Below are 18,411 nucleotides of genomic sequence, written 5' to 3'. Positions count from 1 at the left end.
GACTCAGGGTGTCGGTCGGTAGGGTCTGAAGCTACCGCCGATGCCTGTCGATGTCCCTACATCCCGGCTCCTCGCCCTTTCTTACGGTTTGGTTGATGGAAACCAAACCATACAAGCCTGTCGAAGCGCCGGCCCCGGGCCTTCCACGCGCTCAGCCCGAACGGCTGGGCGAGATCGAGACTCGCGCCGGCGCCGCCCGCCTCGCCCGCCCCAGCTTGCGCCGCCCGACCGCCTGGATGGCCTGCGCCAGGTGCGTGGCAAAGGCCCGCACCGGCTCGGTGGGCGTGCGGCCGGGCAGCGACAGCAGCCGCAGCCGCCGCTGCTGCAGGGGCGCCTCGGCAAAAGGCCGCGCCACCACCGTGCCGTCGGCGATCAGGTGCGCCACCGTCAGGTGGCCCGACAGCACGATGCCCGGCATGCGCAGCAAGGGCAGCAGCACCGACGAGAAGTTGCTCTCGAAGGCCGCCACATAGCGCAGCCCCTGCAGGCTGCAGGCCTGGTCGAAGAGCTGGCGCGTGGTCATGCCGCGGCTGCCGAGATACAGCGGAAAGGCCACCACCTGCGCCACCTCCACCGCCGTGTGGCGCGCCAGCGGATGCTCGGGCGCCATCACGGCATAGACGGGCGCAGGCGCCTCGTATTCCACATGCAGTTCCGATTCGGGCGCCACGCTGTACTTGAGGCCCAGGTCCGCCTCACCGCGCAGCAGCCAGCGCGCGACCTCGTCGGGCGAGCCGACACGCAACTCCAGCCGCGCCTCGCCATGCGCATCGCGGAAGGCCTGCATCGCGCCCGGCATGAACTGCGGCGCGAAGCCTTCGGTGCAGGCCACGCACACCCGCTGCGCCTGCACGCGGCCCAGGGCGCTCGCCTGCTCCAGCGCCTGCAGGCCGTCGGCCACCGCATGGCGCAGGTAGGCGGCCAGCCGCTCGCCAGCGGCGGTGGCCGTCATGCCGCGGGTGCGGCGCTCGAAGAGCGGCGTGCCCATCTCGTCCTCCAGCCGGGCGATCTGCCGGCTCACGGCCGAGGGCGCCACATGCAGCCGGGCGGCCGCCTGGTTGACCGAGCCGGTCTGCGCCACCTCCAGGAAGTGGCGCATCGGGATGCTGAGCAGTTGGGGAGCACGGGCCATGGTGCCCGATTCTGCCGCCGGCACCATTGCCTGCCAGGCAATACGGCCTCGACAAAACGATAGGCCAGGCAACGGGTTTCCGGCCTTCCCCTTGCATGCGTGGGTGGAACAGGATCACCCATGCACCGAAACGATGCCCTCACCCTGGCCCAGTCGGCTTTCGACAGTGGCCGCCTCTTCGCCGACCTGCGCCGCCGGGTCGCCCTGCGCACCGAAAGCGACGGCGGCACCGTGCCGCCCGCCCTCGCCGCCTATCTGACGGACGAGCTGCGCCCCAGCCTGGAAGCCCTGGGCTTCGACTGCCGGCTCTGCCCCAACCCCGACCCGAAGGGCGGCCCCTTCCTCATCGCCCGCCGCATCGAGGATCCGACCCTGCCCACGCTGCTGAGCTATGGCCACGGCGACGTGGTGAGCGGCCAGGATGCCCAATGGCGCGAGGGCCTCGCGCCCTGGACGCTGGTGGCCGAGGGCGAGCGCTGGTACGGCCGCGGCACATCCGACAACAAGGGCCAGCACAGCATCGCGCTGGCCGCGCTGGAGGCCGTGCTGCAGGCCCGCGGCGGGCGGCTCGGCTTCAACATGACCTGGCTGTTCGAGACCGGCGAGGAAGCCGCCTCGCCCGGCCTGGCCGCCGTGTGCGCGGCCGAGCGCGCCGCGCTGGCGGCCGACCTGTTCATCGCCAGCGACGGACCGCGGGTGGGCACGCGCCAGCCCACGCTCTTCCTCGGTTCGCGCGGGGCCGTCAACTTCACGCTGCGCATCCGCAGCGGCCGCACGCGCGGCTACCACTCGGGCAACTGGGGTGGCGTGCTGGGCAATCCGGCCACGCGCATCGCCCATGCGGTGGGAACGCTAGCGGATGCACGCGGACGGCTGCTGGTCGAGGCGCTGCGTCCGCCGCCAGTGGACGACGCCGTGCGCCGCGCCCTGGCCGACATTCCCATCGGCGCCGAGCCGGACGATCCGCCGCTGGATGCCGACTGGGGTGAGCCGGGCCTCCTGCCCGCCGAGCGGCTGGTGGCCTGGAACACCTTCGAGGTGCTGGCCCTGGAAGCCGGCAACCCGCAGCGGCCGATCAACGCCATTCCGCACCAGGCCGCGGCGCACTGCCAACTGCGCTTCGTAGTGGGCACCGACTGGGAGCGAACCGCCGAGCATGTGCAGGCGCATCTGGCGGCCCATGGGTTCGAGGACGTCGAGGTCCAGGTGACGCTCGCGGGCGCCGCGACCCGGCTCGACCTGCGCAACCCCTGGGTGGACTGGGCGGTCGGCTCGATCACCCGCAGCGCTGGCCACGCACCGCATCTGCTGCCCAACCTGGCCGGCTCGCTGCCCAACGACATCTTCGCCACCCAGCTGGGCCTGCCGACGCTGTGGGTGCCGCACGGCCATGCCGGCTGCGCCCAGCATGCGCCCAACGAACACCTGCTGGTGCCCCTGGTGCGCGAAGGCCTGGCCGTGATGGCCGGCCTGTACTGGGACCTGGGCGAGCCGGGCGCGGCGCCCTGGCCGGATCGCGCCATGGGCTGAACCGATTCCATTTCGAACTTCCAGCAAGGACCTTCCATGAACAAACGCCACTTCCTCGGCACCGGCGCCGCCTTCGCCCTCGGCGCCGCCCTGCCTTCCCTCGGCTTCGCGCAGGAGCCCTGGCCCAGCCGCAGCGTGCGCCTGGTGGTGCCTTTCCCGCCCGGTGGCGGCACCGACATCGTGGCGCGCGCCCTGGGCCAGAGGCTGGCCGAGCGGCTGGGCCAGCCGGTGGTGATCGACAACAAGCCGGGAGCCTCCACCATCATCGGCACCGATGCCGTGGCCAAGGCCGCGCCGGACGGCTACACGCTGCTGCTGTCGGGCTCCACCAGCTACAGCGTCAATGCCGCGCTGCGCGCCAAGCTGCCCTATGACCCGGTGCGCGACCTGGCGCCCATCGGCATCGTGGCGCGCACGCCGCTGGTGCTCGTGGTGGCGGCCAGCGCGCCCTGGCACACCGTCGACGAGCTGGTGCGCGCCGCCAAGGCCAAACCGCAGTCCATCCGCTATGCCACCTTCGGCAGCGGCTCGGGCCCGCACCTGGCCGGCGAACTCTTCGCCCTGGCCTGCGGCGCCAGGCTGCAGGACGTGCCGTACAAGGGCAGCGCCCAAGCCACCATCGCCGTGATGGGCGGCGAGATCGAGATGGGCATCGACACCGTCGCCGCCGTCGCACCGCATGTGCGCGCCGGCAAGCTGCGCGCCCTGGGCATCGTCGGCGCCACGCGCTCCAGCCTGCTGCCCGACGTGAAGACCCTGGCCGAACTGGGCCTGCCCGACGCCACCTTCGACGCCTGGTACGGCCTGGCCGCGCCGGCCCGCAGCCCCGCCGTCGCACTCGACCGCCTGGCCAGGGAAACACGCGCCCTGCTGGCCGACCCCGCTCTGCAGGCCACGCTCAAGGCCCAGGGCATGGAGCCCGTGTGGATCGACGCCGCGGCCTTCCGCAGCCAGATGGAAGGCGAGATCTCGCGCTACCGCGCCCTGGCCCACCGGGCCAACATCCCGATGGAGTGAAGAAGTCTGGGCGCTTCGTGAAGAAGCGCACGCCGGCCCCGGTGTCGGCGGCATCCCCTCCGACAGCTTGCGGTCATGGCGGGCGGCTACATTCGCTGCCACCATGAATTCCCCTCAGCTGCAGCGCGGCTTCTTCCTGTTCCTGCTGGCGGCGGTCACCGTCGCCTTCGTCTGGATCCTGATGCCCTTCTTCGGGGCCGTGCTGTGGGGCGTGGCGCTGGCCATTCTGTTCACGCCGCTCTACAAGCGGCTGCTGAACAAGTTCGGCAACCGGCGGCGCACCCCGGCGGCGCTCGCCACCCTGGCCCTCGTGCTGGTGATCGTGATCATTCCGCTGTCGATGATCGCGGTGACGCTGGTGCAGGACGTGGTGCTCGTGACCCAGCGCATCCGCTCCGGCGATCTCAATTTCGTCAACTATTTCCAGCAGATCGTGGGCGCGCTGCCGACGTGGGTCACCAATCTGCTGGACCGTTTCGGGCTGGGCAACCTGGAGGCCGTCCTCGAAAAGCTCAGCGCCGGCGCCGCCCAGGGCAGCCAGATGCTGGCTTCGCAGGCGCTGAGCATCGGCCAGAACACCTTCGACTTCCTGGTGAGCTTCTTCGTGATGCTCTACCTGCTGTTCTTCCTGCTGCGTGACGGCGCGGACCTGTCCAAGACCATCCGCGAAGCCGTGCCGCTGGCGCGACCGCACACGCACTACCTGCTCAACAAGTTCACCACCGTCATCCGCGCCACCGTCAAGGGCAACGTGGTGGTGGCGGCAGTGCAGGGCACCATCGGCGGGCTGGCCTTCTGGGCACTGGGCGTGCAGGGCGCGCTGCTGTGGGGCGTGGTGATGGCCTTCCTGTCACTGCTGCCGGCGGTGGGCGCGGCGCTGATCTGGGCGCCGGTGGCCATCTACTTCCTGGCCACGGGCGCCATCGTCAAGGGCCTGGCGCTGGTCTTCGTGGGCGTGTTCGTGATCGGCCTGGTGGACAACCTGCTGCGCCCCATCCTGGTGGGCAAGGACACGCAGATGCCCGACTACATCGTGCTGATCTCCACCATCGGGGGCATGGCATTGTTCGGCATCAGCGGCTTCGTGATCGGGCCGGTGGTGGCGGCGCTGTTCATGGCGGTGTGGGGGTTGTTCATGGCCTCGAACGACGAGGACGGCAACGCGCCGCATACCTGAGCGCAGCGCCGACGACCCGCCAGCCGGATTGCCGGTACCGCGCCGCCGCGCGGTCAACCCGAGCGCCACCAGCCTTCGCCGAAGCGGCCCTGCAGGAAGGCCGTGAAGGCCGCCACCTTGGCCGGCACCAGCCGCGGCGAGGGAAAGACGGCATGGATCTCCTGCTCCTGCAGCCGGTGATCGGCCAGCACCGGCAGCAGCCGCCCCTGTGCCAGTGACTCCTCCGCCACGTAGCGCGGCATGAGGGCGATGCCCAGCCCCTCCCGTGCCGCCGCCAGCACCGCCGACAGGTTGTTGGAGCGCAGCCGCCCGGCCACTGGCACCGTCAGCGCCTCGCCACCTGGCCCGTGCAGGCGCCACACGTCGTCACCCACCACGCTGCTGTAGATCAGCGCCTGGTGTGCGGACAGCTCCGCCGCCGAAACGGGTGTGCCATGCGCCTCCAGGTAGGCGGGCGAGGCGACCATCACCCACGGATTGCTGCCCAGGTAGCGCGCGCCGAGCGTGGAATCGGCCAGCTTGCCCATGCGGATGGCCACGTCGATGCCCTGGGCGACCAGGTCCACGTAGCGGTCGTCGAAGCTGAGGTCCACCTGCACCTGCGGATGGGCGCGCATGAACTCCAGCGCCAGCGGCACCACCACCCGTCGGCCAAAGGCCACCGAGGTCCCGATGCGCAGCAGGCCCTGCGCCTCGCTGCGGGCCTGGCGCGCGATGTCGTCGGCGGCCTGCACCTCGCGCACGATGGCCTTGCACTTCTCGTAATAGAGCGCGCCGGCCTCGGTCAGGCTCACGCCGCGGGTGTTGCGGTTGAGCAGCCGCACGCCCAGGCGCCGCTCGGTGGCGGCCACCTGCTTGGTCACGGTGGGCTGGGTGGTGTGGAACTCGCGCGCCGCCTGCGAGAAGCTGCCGCTCTCGGCCACGCGCACGAACATTTCCATGGCCTGCAGTCGGTCCATCGGGGGGTCTCCTTCTTCGGCAATGCCGCATCGCCTGCGCCGACCGTCGCCGCGCCCCGGTCGTCACGCACCCGGGATTACCCGCTGATGCTGGCATGCGTCGCTTGCCTACATTTCTTGCATGCAAGATTAACGGACATGTCCGGGCGTCGAAGCCCGGGCTTGCCCGCATACCCACGGAAGGCACCTCCCATGTTCCGCTTCGCACGCTCCCTCTTCGGCCAGGTCGTCATCGCGCTGGTGCTCGGCGTGGCCGCCGGCCTACTCGCGCCCGAGTTCGCCGTCAAGCTCAAGCCGCTGGGCGACGGCTTCATCAAGCTGATCAAGATGATCATCCCGGTGCTGGTGTTCTGCGTCGTGGTGCACGGCATCGCCGGTGCGGGCGACCTCAAGCGCGTCGGCCGGGTGGGTGTGAAGGCGCTGGTGTACTTCGAGGTGCTGACCACCGTCGCCCTGGCGCTGGGCCTGCTGCTGGCCTGGTGGTTCCAGCCCGGCGTGGGCATGAACGTGGACCCGAAGGCGCTGGACGCCTCGGCCATGAGCGCCTATGCCTCCAATGCCGACAAGCTCACCAGCGGCGGCACGGTGGACTTCCTGATGAAGCTGATCCCCACCACCGTGGTCAGCGCCTTCGCCACCGGCGATGTGCTGCAGGTACTTCTGTTCGCGGTGCTCTTCGGCTGCGCGCTCACGCTGTTGGGCGACACCGGCCGGCCCGTGGCGCAGCTGGTGGACACGCTGTCGCTGGTGCTGTTCAAGATCATGGGCATCCTGATCAAGCTGGCGCCGCTGGGCGTGTTGGGCGCCATCGCCTTCACGGTGGGCCGCTACGGCGTGGGCTCGCTCAAGCAGCTGGGCATGCTGGTGGCGCTGTTCTACGGCGCGGTGCTGTTCTTCGTGTTCGTGGTGCTGGGGCTGGTGATGCGCATCTCGGGCTTCTCGCTGTGGAAGCTGCTGCGCTACCTGCGCGAGGAACTGGCCGTGGTGTTCGCCACCACCTCGTCGGACAGCGTGCTGCCGCAGATCATGGCCAAGCTGCGCCACCTGGGCGTGCGCGACTCGACCGTGGGCCTGGTCATTCCCACCGGCTATTCCTTCAACCTGGACGCCTTCTCGATCTACATCACGCTGGCGGCGGTGTTCATCGCGCAGGCCACCAACACGCCGGTCTCCATGACCGACCTGCTGACCATCCTGGCCATCGCGCTGGTGACGTCCAAGGGCGCGCACGGCGTGCCGGGCTCGGCCATCGTGGTACTGGCGGCCACGCTGCATGCGATTCCGGCCATCCCGGCCATCGGGCTGGTGCTGGTGCTGTCGGTGGACTGGTTCATGGGCATCGCCCGCGCGCTGGGCAACCTGGTCGGCAACTGCGTGGCCACGGTGGCCATCGCCGCCTGGGAAGGCGACATCGACCGCGAGCGCGCTCGCCGGGTGCTGGACGGCGAGCTGCCCGCCACGCTCGACACGGCCGTCCTCGGCCACGCCGACGGCCGGTGAGAATGCGGCCCATGGCCGATACCGACAGCGTTGTGAGCCCCACCGCCATCGCCCGCCGCGTCGTGGAGGCGATCCTGGCGCAGAAGCTGGCGCCCGGCCAGCGCCTGGGCGAACAGGCCCTGGCCGACCTCTTCGGCGTCAGCCGCACCATGGTGCGCGAGGCGCTGATGCAGCTGCAGGCGCGCGGCTTCGTGGAGGTGCAAAGCAAGCGCGGCTGGTTCGTGGTGCAGCCCTCGGCCGAGGAGGCGCGCGACGCCTTCGCGGCGCGGCGCATCGTCGAATCCGGCATCCTGTCCGACGCGGGCCGGCCGCTGGCCCAGGTGATCCGCACCCTGCGCACCCACGTGCGGGACGAGCAACGGGCCATCGAAGGGGCCGACGCCGCCACCCGCGCCTTCCTGCTGGCCGACTTCCATGTCTGCCTGGCCGAGCAGATGGGCCACCGCCTGCTGACCGACGTGCTGCGCGACCTGACGGCGCGCACCACGCTGGCGGCCACGCTCTACCAGTCGCGGCACGAGGCCAGCGAATCGTGCGCCGAGCACGCCGCCATCGTCGCGGCGCTGGAAGACGGCGACACCGCCCGCGCCCGCACGTTGATGCTGGCGCACATCGGCAACGTCGAGCGGGCACTGGAGCCCGAGGCGGCGCCGGATGCGGACGTGCAGCGGCTGCGCGCCGCCTTGGTGCCCGTCGCACCGCGACGCGGCGCCGCCTGAATGGCTCTTGCGCCGCTGGTGCCGGCGCGACCGAGGCATGAGAACCCGGTGGTCGGCTCGCTCATTGCCATCGGACGGCGGCCTGGACGCCCCGGTCAGCTCCGTCGGGAAGCCGCTCCCGCCCCTATTCCAGCATTGACCATCAATCTGGCGAAAGCGTGCGCTAGCTTTTGGGCGCATCGCACCGGGTTATCACCGCGCATCCTTCGTGCTCATTTCGGATCCGACCTCGGGAATCTCCTGAGCCGCGCAACTGGCACAGCGCTTGCGATCCAATTTTTGCATACAAATAATGCACCCAATCCGTGCGATCCCCCGCGGCCCGACCCATGCCGCACCCGTCCAACGACCCGATCAGGAGCCCCCATGAACACGGCCACCACCACCCCGCTCGCCGCCGCTGCCGCGGCAGAGCCCCTCGGCCACGGCAACGCGGCATCGCACGCCCTCATCAAGCCCGGCTACGACCCGGCGCTCACCAACGAGGACCTGGCACCGCTGAAGCAGCAGACCTGGGGGCAATACAACATCTTTGCCTTCTGGATGTCCGATGTGCACAGCGTGGGCGGCTACATCACGGCGGGTAGCCTGTTCGCGCTGGGGCTGTCCAGCTGGCAGGTGCTGGTGGCCCTGCTCGTGGGCATCGTGATCGTGCAGTTCTTCTGCAACCTGGTGGCCAAGCCCAGCCAGGTCACGGGCACGCCGTCTCCCGTGATCTGCCGCGCCTCCTTCGGCGTCAAGGGCGCCAACATCCCGGCCATCATCCGGGGGCTGATCGCGGTGGCGTGGTACGGCATCCAGACTTACCTGGCCTCGGCCGCTTTCATGGTGATGGCGCTGCACCTGTTTCCCAACCTGGCACCCTACGCGGACGTGGCGCAGCATGGCTTCGCCGGCCTGTCGACCCTGGGCTGGGTCGCCTTCATGGTGATGTGGGTGCTGCAGGCCGTCGTGTTCTGGCATGGCATGGAAGCCATCCGCAAGTTCATCGACTGGGCCGGCCCGGGGGTGTACGTGGTCATGGCCATCCTGTGCGGCTGGCTGGTGTGGAAGGCCGGCTGGAAGAACATCGACCTCAATCTGGGCGGCGTCAAGTTCGAAGGCTGGGACGCGCTGCCGGTGATGCTGTCGGCCATCGCGCTGGTGGTGAGCTACTTCAGCGGCCCGATGCTCAACTTCGGCGACTTCTCGCGCTACGGCAAGAGCTTCGACGCGGTGAAGAAGGGCAACTTCTGGGGCCTGCCGGTCAACTTCGTGTTCTTCTCGCTGCTCACCGTGATCACCACCGCCGCCACCCTGCCGGTCTTCGGCGAGCTGATCACCGATCCGGTGCACACCGTGGGCAAGATCGACTCCACCACCGCCGTGGTGCTGGGCGCGCTGACCTTCATGATCGCCACCATCGGCATCAACATCGTGGCCAACTTCGTCTCGCCGGCCTTCGACTTCTCCAACGTGGCGCCGCAGCACATCAGCTGGCGCACCGGCGGCATGATCGCCGCCGTGGGCTCGATCTTCATCACGCCCTGGAACCTCTACAACAACCCCGAGGTGATCCACTACACGCTGGACATCCTGGGCTCCTTCATCGGCCCGCTGTTCGGCATCCTGATCGCCGACTTCTACCTGGTGCGCCGCCAGCACGTCGTAGTGGACGATCTCTACACCATGAAGCCCACCGGCCTGTACTGGTACAGCCATGGCTACAACATGAAGGCCGTCGCCACGATGGTGCCCTCGGCCCTGATCCCGATCCTGTGCGTGTTGGTGCCGGCCTGGCGCGGCGCCGCCAACTACGCCTGGTTCATCGGCATGGGACTGGGCTTCGTCATCTACGCTTTGCTGTCCCGCCGCTCCTGATTCCGAAGAAAACGCCCTGTCCATGCGCATCAAGGTCATCAACCCCAACACCACCCAGAGCATGACCGACAAGATCGGTGCCTGCGCCCGCGCCGCGGCGCGGCCGGGCACCGAGGTCATCGCCGTGAGCCCGGCGATGGGCCCGGTCTCCATCGAAAGCCACTACGACGAGGCCCTGGCCACGCCAGGCCTGCTGGCCGAGATCGCGGCCGGCGAGGCCGCGGGCGTGGACGGCTACCTGATCGCCTGCTTCGGCGACCCGGGCCTGAAGGCCGCCCGCGAGCTGGCCCGCTGCCCGGTGCTGGGCATCGCCGAGGCGGCGATGCATGCGGCCAGCTTCATCGGCAGCCGCTTCACCGTGGTCACCACGCTGGCGCGCACCATGGGCCAGGCGCACCACCTGGCGGAGGCCTATGGCATGGCCCGCTTCTGCGCCCGCGTCCGGGCCTGCGAGCTGCCGGTGCTGGAACTTGAAGACCCGCGCTCCAACGCCCGCGCACGCATCCTCGACGAATGCCGCCGCGCGCTGGACGAGGACGGCTGCGACGTGCTGGTGCTGGGCTGCGCCGGCATGGCCGACCTGTGCCGCTCGCTGTCGGAAGAACTGGGCGTGCCGGTGATCGACGGCGTGTCCGCCGGTGTGACGCTGCTGGAGTCGCTGGTCTCGCTCGGCCTGAAGACCAGCAAGCGCGGCGAGCTGGCGCATCCGCTGCCGAAGCCCATGACGGGGTTGATGCAGCCCTTCGCGCTGGGCTCGGGCGCGCGCTGAGCGGCGAGGTCGGCGCTCGGCTTCGCCGCACAGTGCCCGCAACGGGTGCCGCGGGCCGCGCGGCCGTTCAATCGCCCAGCAGCTCGCCCACCGGCCGAAGGTCGTCCACCCGGTCGCAGACCGACTTGATGACCATCATGATCGGCATGCCCAGGAGCAGCCCCCACACGCCCCAGATCCAGGCCCAGAAGATCACGCCCACGAACACCGCCACCGGGTTCATGCGCGAACTGCGACTGGTGAGCCAGGGCACCAGCAGGTTGCCCACCAGCGTGTGGATCAACAGCGAGGTGCCGGCCACCAGCAGCGCCATGCCGATGGTGCCGAACTGCAGGAAGGCCACCAGGCCCGCCGCCCCCAGCACCAGCACCGAGCCAATGTAGGGGATGAGGTTGGTGACGCCCGCGATGATGCCCCACACGGCCGCGTTCTCCAGCCCCAGCGCCCAGAAGGCCAGGCCGGTGGTCACGCCCACCAGCGCGCTGCTGAGGATCTGAACCAGCAGGTAGCGCTGGATGTGGCCCGTGATGTCGTCCAGCACGTGCACCGTGACCTTCTTCTTGTGCAGGCTGGGTCCGGCCATCTTGACCAGCTTGCGCCGGAAGGTGTCGCCCGAGCACAGCGCGAAGAAGGTGAGGAAGAGCACCAGCGTGGCCTGACCGGCGCCTTCCATCAGGCCCACGGTGCCGCTCCAGAGATAGTCGCGCACGTTGAAGGGCGGGCGCTCGATGATCACGCGCTGCACGCCGCGGCGGAAGGTGGTGGGCGAGCCTTCATTGGCGGCGCGCTCCAGGTGGTCGGCAGCCTGCTGCACGGTGTCCAGCGGGCTGGCCTTGACCGACTTGGTGCGGATGGCGTTGCGCAGCTTCTGGGCCGCTGCCGGGAGGGCATCGACCAGTTGCCCCGCACTGCCTGCCAGCGAGTAGCCGGTCCATGCCGTGCCGCCGGTCAGGGCCAGCAGCAGCACCGCGGCGCCGGCCCAGCGTGGCAGACGCCAGCGCTCCAGCCGATCGACGACGGGCGAGAGGGCATAGACGAGCATCAGGCTCAGTGCCAGCGGGATCAGCACCGCCGACGCCCAGCGCAGCGTGTAGACACAGGCCAGCACGCCGAGGATGACGAGCGAGGCGCTGCGCACATCGACCGGCATGTGCAACAGAAGACGCGGCGGATCGCTGCTGCCGGGCTCCGGCACGGCGCCCCGGGCGCGCTCGGCCTCGGCCTCGCGGATGGCCCGGTCGGTGGCCGACTCGGCCACGGAGGGCGGCGGTTCGGAGGGCTCGAGGGCGACGACCTCGGGCGCGTCTGTGCCAGCGCCGGATGGCGGCACCGGGGCGCTCATTCCGAGCGCTCCCGCAGCGCGTCGCGCACCGCTTGCAGTTGCCGGCGCGACACCGGCAGCAGCTCCTGCAGGCCGGCAAGGCGCACGGCCCAGCCCTCGGCGTCCTCCCCGCCATCGTGGCGCTCCAGGGCCCGGATCGCGCCGCGCGCCACCAGCGTGCTGCGGTGCACCCGCAGGAAGCGCTCGCCATGCCGCGCCTCCAGGTCGTTGAGAGAGCCGTCCAGGATCAGCTGGCGCTGCGCCGTGCGCACGGTGATGTATTTCAATTCGGCCTTCAGGTAGAGAACTTCGGAGAGCGGCACGCGCTCGAGACGCGCGCGGTCCTGGATGAGCAGATGCCCGGTGTCGGGCGGCTCGGCGCGGCGCTGGCGCAGATGGCGCTGCGCACGGGCCAGCGCCTCCTGCAGGCGGGCTACGCGCACCGGCTTGGTCAGGTAGTCGGCGACATCGAGCTCGAAGGCACCCAGCGCATGTTCGGCATGGGCGGTGACGAACACGATGGCGGGCGCCTCGGGCTGGCCGCGCAGTTGGTCGGCCAGCGCCATGCCGTCGAGGCCGGGCATGGCGATGTCCAGCAGCAGCAGGTCCACCGGCGTCTCGCGCAGCAGCGGCAGCACGACGCGGCCATCACCGGCTTCGCCGACGACTTGCGCGGCCGGCGCCCGGCAGTCCGCCAGCAAGGTGCGCAGGCGGGCGCGTGCCAGGGGCTCGTCGTCCACCAGCAGGATGCGCAGCGGCGCGGTGTCGGCGGGCAACAGGCTCATGACTGCGTTCTTTTCGGCTTGTCCGTCAGGTCGGCGGGAATGTCGATGCGCACCCGCCAGCAGTCGCGGTCCAGGCCGGCGCTCAGGCTGGCCTGCAGGTCGTGCAGCAGTCGCAGGCGGCTGCGGACGTTGTCCAGCGCGATACCGTGGCCGCGCGGCAGGGGCGACTCGGCCCAGCGCAGCGGCGGCAGCGTGTTGACCACCTCGATGACCACGCGGGAGCCGCGGCGTTCGGTGCGGATGCGCAGCTCGCCACCCTCGGGGCTCGGCTCGACGCCATGGCGTACCGCGTTCTCCACCAGCGGCTGCAGCAACAGCGGCGGCAGGCGCGCGCCGGCTGCGGCCTCGTCCAGCTGCCAGGCGATGCGAAGGCGTGGGCCGAAGCGCACCTGCTCGATGGCCAGGTAGCGCTGGGCCAGGTCGATCTCCTCGGCCAGCGAGGCGGACTCGCCGGGCTCCGCGAGCGCCTGCCGGAAGAGTTCGGCCAGGTCCTCCAGCATCGCCTCGGCCCGGGCCGGATCGTCGCGGACCAGGGCGATGGCGCTGTTGAGCGTGTTGAAGAGGAAGTGCGGACGGATGCGCTGCTGCAGTTCGGTGAGCCGCGCCGTGGCTGCGGCCGGCATCTGCGCCGCGGTGCGCAGATTCATCACCGCCATGGCCGCCGCGCCGAAGAGTCCGCCCGCCCAGGCACCCGCCAGCCACGGCGCCTGCGCGACCGCGCCCGTGCCCTGCAGCACCGCGCAGCCATACAGGCCGGCCAGCACGCCCGCGATCGCTGCCGCCAGGTACTGCGGAACGGGGCGCCAACGCCCCAGGCGGCGGCGCAGCGCGCAGGCCGCGATGAGCCACAGCAGGGTGGCCGGCATCACGCCGCCCGTGGCGGTGGCAAAGCGCATCAGTGCGTCGGTGGCCGACTCGGCCACGAAGGCCACCGCGACGGCGGCCAGCAACTCGGCGGCCAGCACCACCCGGATCACCATCTCCGGCCGGCAGAAGTCGGATTGCGGCGCCATGGCCGCGCGGGCAGGGCTCGCTGAAGGGCGCGCCGATAAAATCCGGGGGTTTCGCATGGCTGGCGACGCTGAGGGGCCGCCGATTATGGCCCTGGCCTCGCGCACGACGGCGCGTCGCCACCCCGCTGCCGCCCCTCTGTTCCACGGCCTTCCTGCCCTGCCGCTCTTCCAAGGCCCCTCGCGGCCCCGACCCATGACCCAGAACCAATTCGACAAGAAATCCGAAGCGTGGTCCGCGCTGTTCTCCGAGCCCATGAGCGAACTCGTGCAGCGCTACACCTCCAGCGTGTTCTTCGACAAGCGGCTTGCGCAGGCAGACATCGAAGGCTCGCTGGCTCATGCAGAGATGCTCGCCGCCCAGGGCATCATCGGTTCGCAGGACCTGGCCGACATCCAGCGTGGGATGGGTCAGATCCGCAGTGAGATCGAATCTGGCAGCTTCGAGTGGAAGCTGGCCCTGGAGGACGTGCACCTCAACATCGAGGCCCGCCTGACCCAGCTGGTGGGCGATGCCGGCAAGCGCCTGCACACCGGCCGCAGCCGCAACGACCAGGTCGCCACCGATGTGCGCCTGTGGCTGCGCGGCGAGATCGATCTGATCGACGGCCTGCTCACCGACCTGCAGAAGGCGCTGGTGAAGATCGCCGCCGAGAACGTGGACGCCATCCTGCCCGGCTTCACCCACCTGCAGGTCGCGCAGCCGGTGAGCTTCGGCCACCACATGCTGGCCTATGTGGAGATGTTCGCCCGCGACGCCGAGCGCCTGGCCGACCTGCGCCGCCGCGTCAACCGCCTGCCGCTGGGCGCCGCGGCCCTGGCCGGCACCAGCTATCCGCTGGACCGCGAGCGCGTGGCCCGCACCCTGGGCATGGAAGGCGTGTGCCAGAACAGCCTGGACGCCGTGAGCGACCGCGACTTCGCCATCGAGTTCACCGCCTTCGCCAGCCTGGCGATGGTGCACGTGAGCCGCTTCAGCGAGGAACTGATCCTGTGGATGAGCCAGAACTTCGGCTTCATCCAGATCGCCGACCGGTTCACCACCGGCTCATCGATCATGCCGCAGAAGAAGAACCCCGACGTGCCCGAGCTGGCGCGCGGCAAGACCGGCCGCGTGGTCGGCCACCTGATGGGCCTGATCACCCTGATGAAGGGCCAGCCCCTGGCCTACAACAAGGACAACCAGGAAGACAAGGAGCCGCTTTTCGACACCGTCGACACGCTCAAGGACACGCTGCGCATCTTTGCCGAGATGGTGGGCGGCATCACGGTGCGCCGCGAGGCCATGGAGGCCGCCGCCCTGCGTGGCTACGCCACCGCCACCGACCTGGCCGACTACCTGGTGAAGAAGGGCCTGCCCTTCCGCGACGCGCACGAGACGGTGGCCCATGCCGTCAAGACGGCCATCGCCGAGGGTGTGGACCTGTCGCAGCTGCCGCTGGCCACGCTGCAGCGGTTCAACCCGGCGATCCAGGACGACGTGTTCGGCGTGCTGAGCCTGCGCGGTTCGCTGGAGGCGCGCAACACGCTGGGCGGCACGGCGCCGGTGCAGGTGACGGCGCAGATCGCGCGGCACCGGGCGCGGCTGGGCGACTGAGCGCGGCTTCTCTGCTGCGAGGAAGGGCGCCGCGGGGCGCCCTTTTCGTTGATGCCGGCGCCGCGCCGGATCAGCCCCCCGTTTCCGCCGCCACCGCCTTGAGCAACTCCAGCGCCGCGGCCTGCGTGCGCGTCACCGGCCGCTGCGCACTCACCGCCACATGCGCCTGCACCTGCAGCCGCGGCGGGCCGATGGGCCGCACGCTGAAGGCGGAGGGCCGGATCGAGGTCTGCACCGCCCGCCGCGCCAGGATGGCGCAGCCGGCGCCATCGGCCACCAGATCGAGGATGGCGGGCACGCCGTCGATCTCCAGCGCGATCTGCGGCTCGCAGCCCAGCGCCGCCATCTCCGACTCCACATGCATGCGCACGGCGTTGGGCCGGCTCGGAATGATCAGCGGCAGCTTCGCCACCTCGGCCAGCGGGATGGGCGGGGGCGGCGGGTCTTCGGCCAGGCCGGGCGGGCGGGCCTGCACCAGCATCAGTTCCTCGGTCATCAGCGGCGCGATGTCCAGCCCGGCGATGGGCTTGGCTTCGTAGAGCACGGCGATGTCCAGCCGACCGGCGGACAGCGCTTCGTGCATGGAAATCGACAGGCCCTCGCTGATCGACAGCCGCGCTTCGGGCAGTTCGCGGCGGAAGCGCCGGGTCAGCGGCACGGCCAGCGCGCGCGCCACCGTGGGCGGCAGGCCGAGCGCCACCCGGCCCGCCAGGCCGCCGCGCACCCGCGCCAGCTCCTCCTGCGCCCGCTGCACCTGGTGCAGGATGCCGCGGCCGTGCTCCAGCAGCAGCGCGCCGGCTTCGGTGGGCGTCACGCCGCGGCCGTTGCGCACCAGCAGGTTCTGGCGCAGCTCCACTTCCAGCGTGCGCACCTGCCGGCTGAGGGCCGGCTGGGCGATGTCGAGCGCCAGCGCGGCGCGGGTGAAGCTGCCCAGCTCCACCACTCGGACGAAGTACTCCAGCTGTTTCAGATCCATGACGTCAGACGCATATCGACACGCATGCTATAGCAGTTTGTTCTAGCTGCTAGTCGATCTGCCCCCTGGAGGCGGACGGGGTCACGGCACAGAATGGGCGCTGCCTTCCAGACCCGCGGCCGGTTGTCACCGGCCCGCCCCGCCCTTCCCAGGAGACGACATGCCGAAATCCAACGGTCAGCCGCTGATCATCGACTGCCACGGCCACTACACCACCGCCCCCAAGGCCCTCGAGAACTGGCGCAATGCCCAGATCGCCGGCATCAAGGATCCGTCGGCCAAGCCCGACCCGGCCAGCCTCAAGATCAGCGACGACGAGCTTCGCGAGTCCATCGAGCAGAACCAACTGCGCCTGATGAAGGAGCGCGGCAGCGACCTGACCATCTTCAGCCCGCGCGCCAGCTTCATGGCCCACCACATCGGCGACTTCGAGGTGTCCAGCACCTGGGCCGCCATCTGCAACGAGCTGTGCTACCGCGTGAGCCAGCTCTTCCCCGACAACTTCATCGGCGCGGCCATGCTGCCGCAGTCGCCGGGCGTGGATCCCAAGACCTGCATTCCCGAGCTGGAGAAGTGCGTCAAGGAATACGGCTTCGTCGGCATCAACCTGAACCCCGATCCCTCGGGCGGCCACTGGACCAGCCCGCCGCTGACCGACCGCCACTGGTACCCCATCTACGAAAAGATGGTGGAGTACGACATTCCGGCCATGGTGCACGTGAGCACCAGCTGCAACGCCTGCTTCCACACCACCGGGGCGCACTACCTCAATGCCGACACCACGGCCGTGATGCAGTGCATCCAGGGCGACCTGTTCAAGGACTTCCCGACGCTGAAGTTCGTGATCCCGCACGGCGGCGGCGCGGTGCCCTATCACTGGGGCCGTTTCCGCGGCCTGGCGCAGGAGATGAAGAAGCCTCTGCTGGAAGAGCACCTGCTCAACAACATCTTCTTCGACACCTGCGTGTACCACCAGCCGGGCATCGACCTGCTGACCAAGGTGATCCCGGTCAAGAACATCCTGTTCGCCTCCGAGATGATCGGCGCCGTGCGCGGCATCGACCCGACCACCGGCCACTACTACGACGACACCAAGCGCTACGTGAGCGCCACCGCCAACCTGACGGACGACGAGCGCTTCCAGGTGTTCGAAGGCAATGCGCGCCGGGTCTTCCCGCGCCTGGATGCCGCCCTCAAGGCCAAGAGCCTCTGACAGCGCCCGGATCGACTCCTCTCCCCTCTGGGGAGAGGCAAGGTGAGGGGCCCAGCGACGCTCGATGCGCGGCAACGTGCGCAGGCCGCGCGGCCCTCACCCCCCACCCTCTCCCAGAGGGAGAGGGAGCCAGACATCTCAAGGAGAACCGACATGTATGAATTAGGCGTCGTCTATCGCAACATCCAGCGCACCGACCGCGAGACCGCGGACGGCCTGGCCGCCCTGGGCTCGGCCACGGTGCACGAGGCCATGGGCCGCCTGGGCCTGCTCAAGCCCTACATGCGCCCGATCTATCCGGGCCAGCAGGTGTCCGGCACGGCCGTCACCGTGCTGCTGCATCCGGGCGACAACTGGATGCTGCACGTCGCGGCCGAGCAGATCCAGCCCGGCGACATCGTGGTGGCGGCCATCACCGCCGAATGCACCGACGGCTACTTCGGCGACCTGCTGGCCACCAGCTTCCAGGCCCGCGGCGCCCGCGCCCTGGTGATCGACGCCGGCGTGCGCGACGTCAAGACGCTGCAGGAGATGAACTTCCCCGTGTGGAGCAAGTGCATCAGCAGCAAGGGCTGCATCAAGGCGACCATCGGCTCGGTCAACATCCCCGTGGTGTGCGCCGGCATGCTGGTGACGCCCGGCGACGTGATCGTGGCCGACGACGACGGCGTGGTCTGCGTGCCGCGCGCCATCGCCGCCAAGACGCTCGAAGCCGCCCGCAAGCGCGAGTCCTTCGAGGGCGAGAAGCGCGCCAAGCTGGCCAGCGGCGTGCTGGGCCTGGACATGTACAAGATGCGCGAGCCGCTGGCGGCTGCGGGCCTCAAGTACATCGACTGATCCCTTTCT

The 18,411-nt window shown here is 69.9% G+C and carries 16 protein-coding genes; 10 read left to right on the top strand and 6 right to left on the bottom strand.

Annotation, left to right across the window (positions count from 1 at the left end; genetic code table 11):
• Positions 1-151: 151 nt before the first annotated feature.
• A complete protein-coding gene (locus KBC94_RS23045) occupies positions 152-1,132 on the bottom strand; it encodes a LysR family transcriptional regulator (protein ID WP_294375732.1) in 981 nt (326 codons plus the stop codon).
• Between the two features lie 120 nt (positions 1,133-1,252).
• On the opposite strand from KBC94_RS23045, the gene KBC94_RS23040 reads away from it, so the two are divergent.
• The 3 genes from KBC94_RS23040 (at position 1,253) to KBC94_RS23030 (ending at position 4,856) form a co-directional block, all read left to right on the top strand.
• Positions 1,253-2,662 carry a M20 family metallopeptidase gene (locus KBC94_RS23040; RefSeq protein WP_294375729.1) on the top strand — a complete coding sequence of 470 codons (1,410 nt, stop codon included), beginning with the start codon at positions 1,253-1,255 and terminating at the stop codon, positions 2,660-2,662.
• 36 nt (positions 2,663-2,698) lie between these two features.
• A complete protein-coding gene (locus KBC94_RS23035) occupies positions 2,699-3,679 on the top strand; it encodes a tripartite tricarboxylate transporter substrate binding protein (protein WP_294375727.1) in 981 nt (326 codons plus the stop codon).
• A 103-nt stretch (positions 3,680-3,782) separates the two neighbouring features.
• Positions 3,783-4,856, top strand: coding sequence for an AI-2E family transporter (locus tag KBC94_RS23030; protein WP_294375724.1), 1,074 nt, complete (start codon positions 3,783-3,785; stop codon positions 4,854-4,856).
• Between the two features lie 53 nt (positions 4,857-4,909).
• On the opposite strand, the gene KBC94_RS23025 is transcribed toward KBC94_RS23030, so the two are convergent.
• Complete coding sequence (locus tag KBC94_RS23025) at positions 4,910-5,815, bottom strand: LysR family transcriptional regulator (protein ID WP_294375721.1); 906 nt, start codon at positions 5,813-5,815, stop codon at positions 4,910-4,912.
• A gap of 192 nt (positions 5,816-6,007) precedes the next feature.
• Here KBC94_RS23025 and KBC94_RS23020 point away from each other — a divergent pair, with 192 nt between their 5' ends.
• The 4 genes from KBC94_RS23020 (at position 6,008) to KBC94_RS23005 (ending at position 10,663) form a co-directional block, all read left to right on the top strand.
• Positions 6,008-7,315, top strand: a complete 1,308-nt coding sequence (locus tag KBC94_RS23020; protein WP_294375718.1) for a C4-dicarboxylate transporter DctA — start codon at positions 6,008-6,010, stop codon at positions 7,313-7,315.
• An 11-nt stretch (positions 7,316-7,326) separates the two neighbouring features.
• Positions 7,327-8,034, top strand: coding sequence for a GntR family transcriptional regulator (locus KBC94_RS23015; protein ID WP_294375716.1), 708 nt, complete (start codon positions 7,327-7,329; stop codon positions 8,032-8,034).
• A 366-nt stretch (positions 8,035-8,400) separates the two neighbouring features.
• Positions 8,401-9,894: an NCS1 family nucleobase:cation symporter-1 gene (locus KBC94_RS23010; protein ID WP_294375713.1), complete on the top strand. Its 1,494-nt coding sequence runs from the start codon at positions 8,401-8,403 to the stop codon at positions 9,892-9,894.
• Positions 9,895-9,916: 22 nt separating this feature from the next.
• Complete coding sequence (locus KBC94_RS23005; protein ID WP_294375711.1) at positions 9,917-10,663, top strand: aspartate/glutamate racemase family protein; 747 nt, start codon at positions 9,917-9,919, stop codon at positions 10,661-10,663.
• Positions 10,664-10,730: 67 nt separating this feature from the next.
• On the opposite strand, the gene KBC94_RS23000 is transcribed toward KBC94_RS23005, so the two are convergent.
• The 3 genes from KBC94_RS23000 to KBC94_RS22990 are packed head-to-tail and all read right to left on the bottom strand — an operon-like array spanning position 10,731 to position 13,782.
• Positions 10,731-12,005 (bottom strand): AI-2E family transporter, encoded by a 1,275-nt coding sequence (locus KBC94_RS23000; protein WP_294375707.1) that lies wholly within the window; start codon positions 12,003-12,005, stop codon positions 10,731-10,733.
• Entirely contained in the window at positions 12,002-12,769 is a 768-nt protein-coding gene (locus tag KBC94_RS22995) for a LytTR family DNA-binding domain-containing protein (RefSeq protein ID WP_294375704.1), read from the bottom strand. Before KBC94_RS22995 ends, KBC94_RS23000 begins: the two co-directional genes overlap by 4 nt.
• Entirely contained in the window at positions 12,766-13,782 is a 1,017-nt protein-coding gene (locus KBC94_RS22990) for a histidine kinase (protein WP_294375702.1), read from the bottom strand. The genes KBC94_RS22995 and KBC94_RS22990 overlap by 4 nt, the downstream gene beginning before the upstream one ends.
• A 193-nt stretch (positions 13,783-13,975) precedes the next feature.
• Here KBC94_RS22990 and argH point away from each other — a divergent pair, with 193 nt between their 5' ends.
• The gene (gene argH, locus KBC94_RS22985) at positions 13,976-15,376 is read left to right on the top strand and encodes an argininosuccinate lyase (protein ID WP_294375700.1); all 1,401 of its coding nucleotides are present in this window, start codon (positions 13,976-13,978) and stop codon (positions 15,374-15,376) included.
• A gap of 70 nt (positions 15,377-15,446) precedes the next feature.
• On the opposite strand, the gene KBC94_RS22980 is transcribed toward argH, so the two are convergent.
• Positions 15,447-16,352: a LysR substrate-binding domain-containing protein gene (locus KBC94_RS22980; RefSeq protein WP_294375697.1), complete on the bottom strand. Its 906-nt coding sequence runs from the start codon at positions 16,350-16,352 to the stop codon at positions 15,447-15,449.
• Positions 16,353-16,536: 184 nt separating this feature from the next.
• On the opposite strand from KBC94_RS22980, the gene KBC94_RS22975 reads away from it, so the two are divergent.
• A complete protein-coding gene (locus KBC94_RS22975) occupies positions 16,537-17,565 on the top strand; it encodes an amidohydrolase family protein (RefSeq protein WP_294375772.1) in 1,029 nt (342 codons plus the stop codon).
• 153 nt (positions 17,566-17,718) lie between these two features.
• Positions 17,719-18,402, top strand: coding sequence for a 4-carboxy-4-hydroxy-2-oxoadipate aldolase/oxaloacetate decarboxylase (gene ligK, locus KBC94_RS22970; protein WP_294375695.1), 684 nt, complete (start codon positions 17,719-17,721; stop codon positions 18,400-18,402).
• The last annotated feature ends 9 nt before the right edge of the window (positions 18,403-18,411 follow it).

This window comes from Pseudacidovorax sp. (assembly GCF_017991995.1).
Classification (GTDB): Bacteria; Pseudomonadota; Gammaproteobacteria; order Burkholderiales; family Burkholderiaceae_C; genus Xenophilus.
The sequence above is the reverse complement of the archived record's forward strand: the minus strand, read 5'-3'. Positions and strand labels throughout refer to the sequence as shown.

Excerpts from the sequence above, each read along its gene's own strand:
- KBC94_RS23045 (WP_294375732.1), bottom strand. The coding sequence starts at position 1,132 with ATGGCCCGTGCTCCCCAACTGCTCAGCATCCCGATGCGCCACTTCCTG.
- KBC94_RS23040 (WP_294375729.1), top strand. The coding sequence starts at position 1,253 with ATGCACCGAAACGATGCCCTCACCCTGGCCCAGTCGGCTTTCGACAGT.
- KBC94_RS23035 (WP_294375727.1), top strand. The coding sequence starts at position 2,699 with ATGAACAAACGCCACTTCCTCGGCACCGGCGCCGCCTTCGCCCTCGGC.
- KBC94_RS23030 (WP_294375724.1), top strand. The coding sequence starts at position 3,783 with ATGAATTCCCCTCAGCTGCAGCGCGGCTTCTTCCTGTTCCTGCTGGCG.
- KBC94_RS23025 (WP_294375721.1), bottom strand. The coding sequence starts at position 5,815 with ATGGACCGACTGCAGGCCATGGAAATGTTCGTGCGCGTGGCCGAGAGC.
- KBC94_RS23020 (WP_294375718.1), top strand. The coding sequence starts at position 6,008 with ATGTTCCGCTTCGCACGCTCCCTCTTCGGCCAGGTCGTCATCGCGCTG.
- KBC94_RS23015 (WP_294375716.1), top strand. The coding sequence starts at position 7,327 with ATGGCCGATACCGACAGCGTTGTGAGCCCCACCGCCATCGCCCGCCGC.
- KBC94_RS23010 (WP_294375713.1), top strand. The coding sequence starts at position 8,401 with ATGAACACGGCCACCACCACCCCGCTCGCCGCCGCTGCCGCGGCAGAG.
- KBC94_RS23005 (WP_294375711.1), top strand. The coding sequence starts at position 9,917 with ATGCGCATCAAGGTCATCAACCCCAACACCACCCAGAGCATGACCGAC.
- KBC94_RS23000 (WP_294375707.1), bottom strand. The coding sequence starts at position 12,005 with ATGAGCGCCCCGGTGCCGCCATCCGGCGCTGGCACAGACGCGCCCGAG.
- KBC94_RS22995 (WP_294375704.1), bottom strand. The coding sequence starts at position 12,769 with ATGAGCCTGTTGCCCGCCGACACCGCGCCGCTGCGCATCCTGCTGGTG.
- KBC94_RS22990 (WP_294375702.1), bottom strand. The coding sequence starts at position 13,782 with ATGGCGCCGCAATCCGACTTCTGCCGGCCGGAGATGGTGATCCGGGTG.
- argH (WP_294375700.1), top strand. The coding sequence starts at position 13,976 with ATGACCCAGAACCAATTCGACAAGAAATCCGAAGCGTGGTCCGCGCTG.
- KBC94_RS22980 (WP_294375697.1), bottom strand. The coding sequence starts at position 16,352 with ATGGATCTGAAACAGCTGGAGTACTTCGTCCGAGTGGTGGAGCTGGGC.
- ligK (WP_294375695.1), top strand. The coding sequence starts at position 17,719 with ATGTATGAATTAGGCGTCGTCTATCGCAACATCCAGCGCACCGACCGC.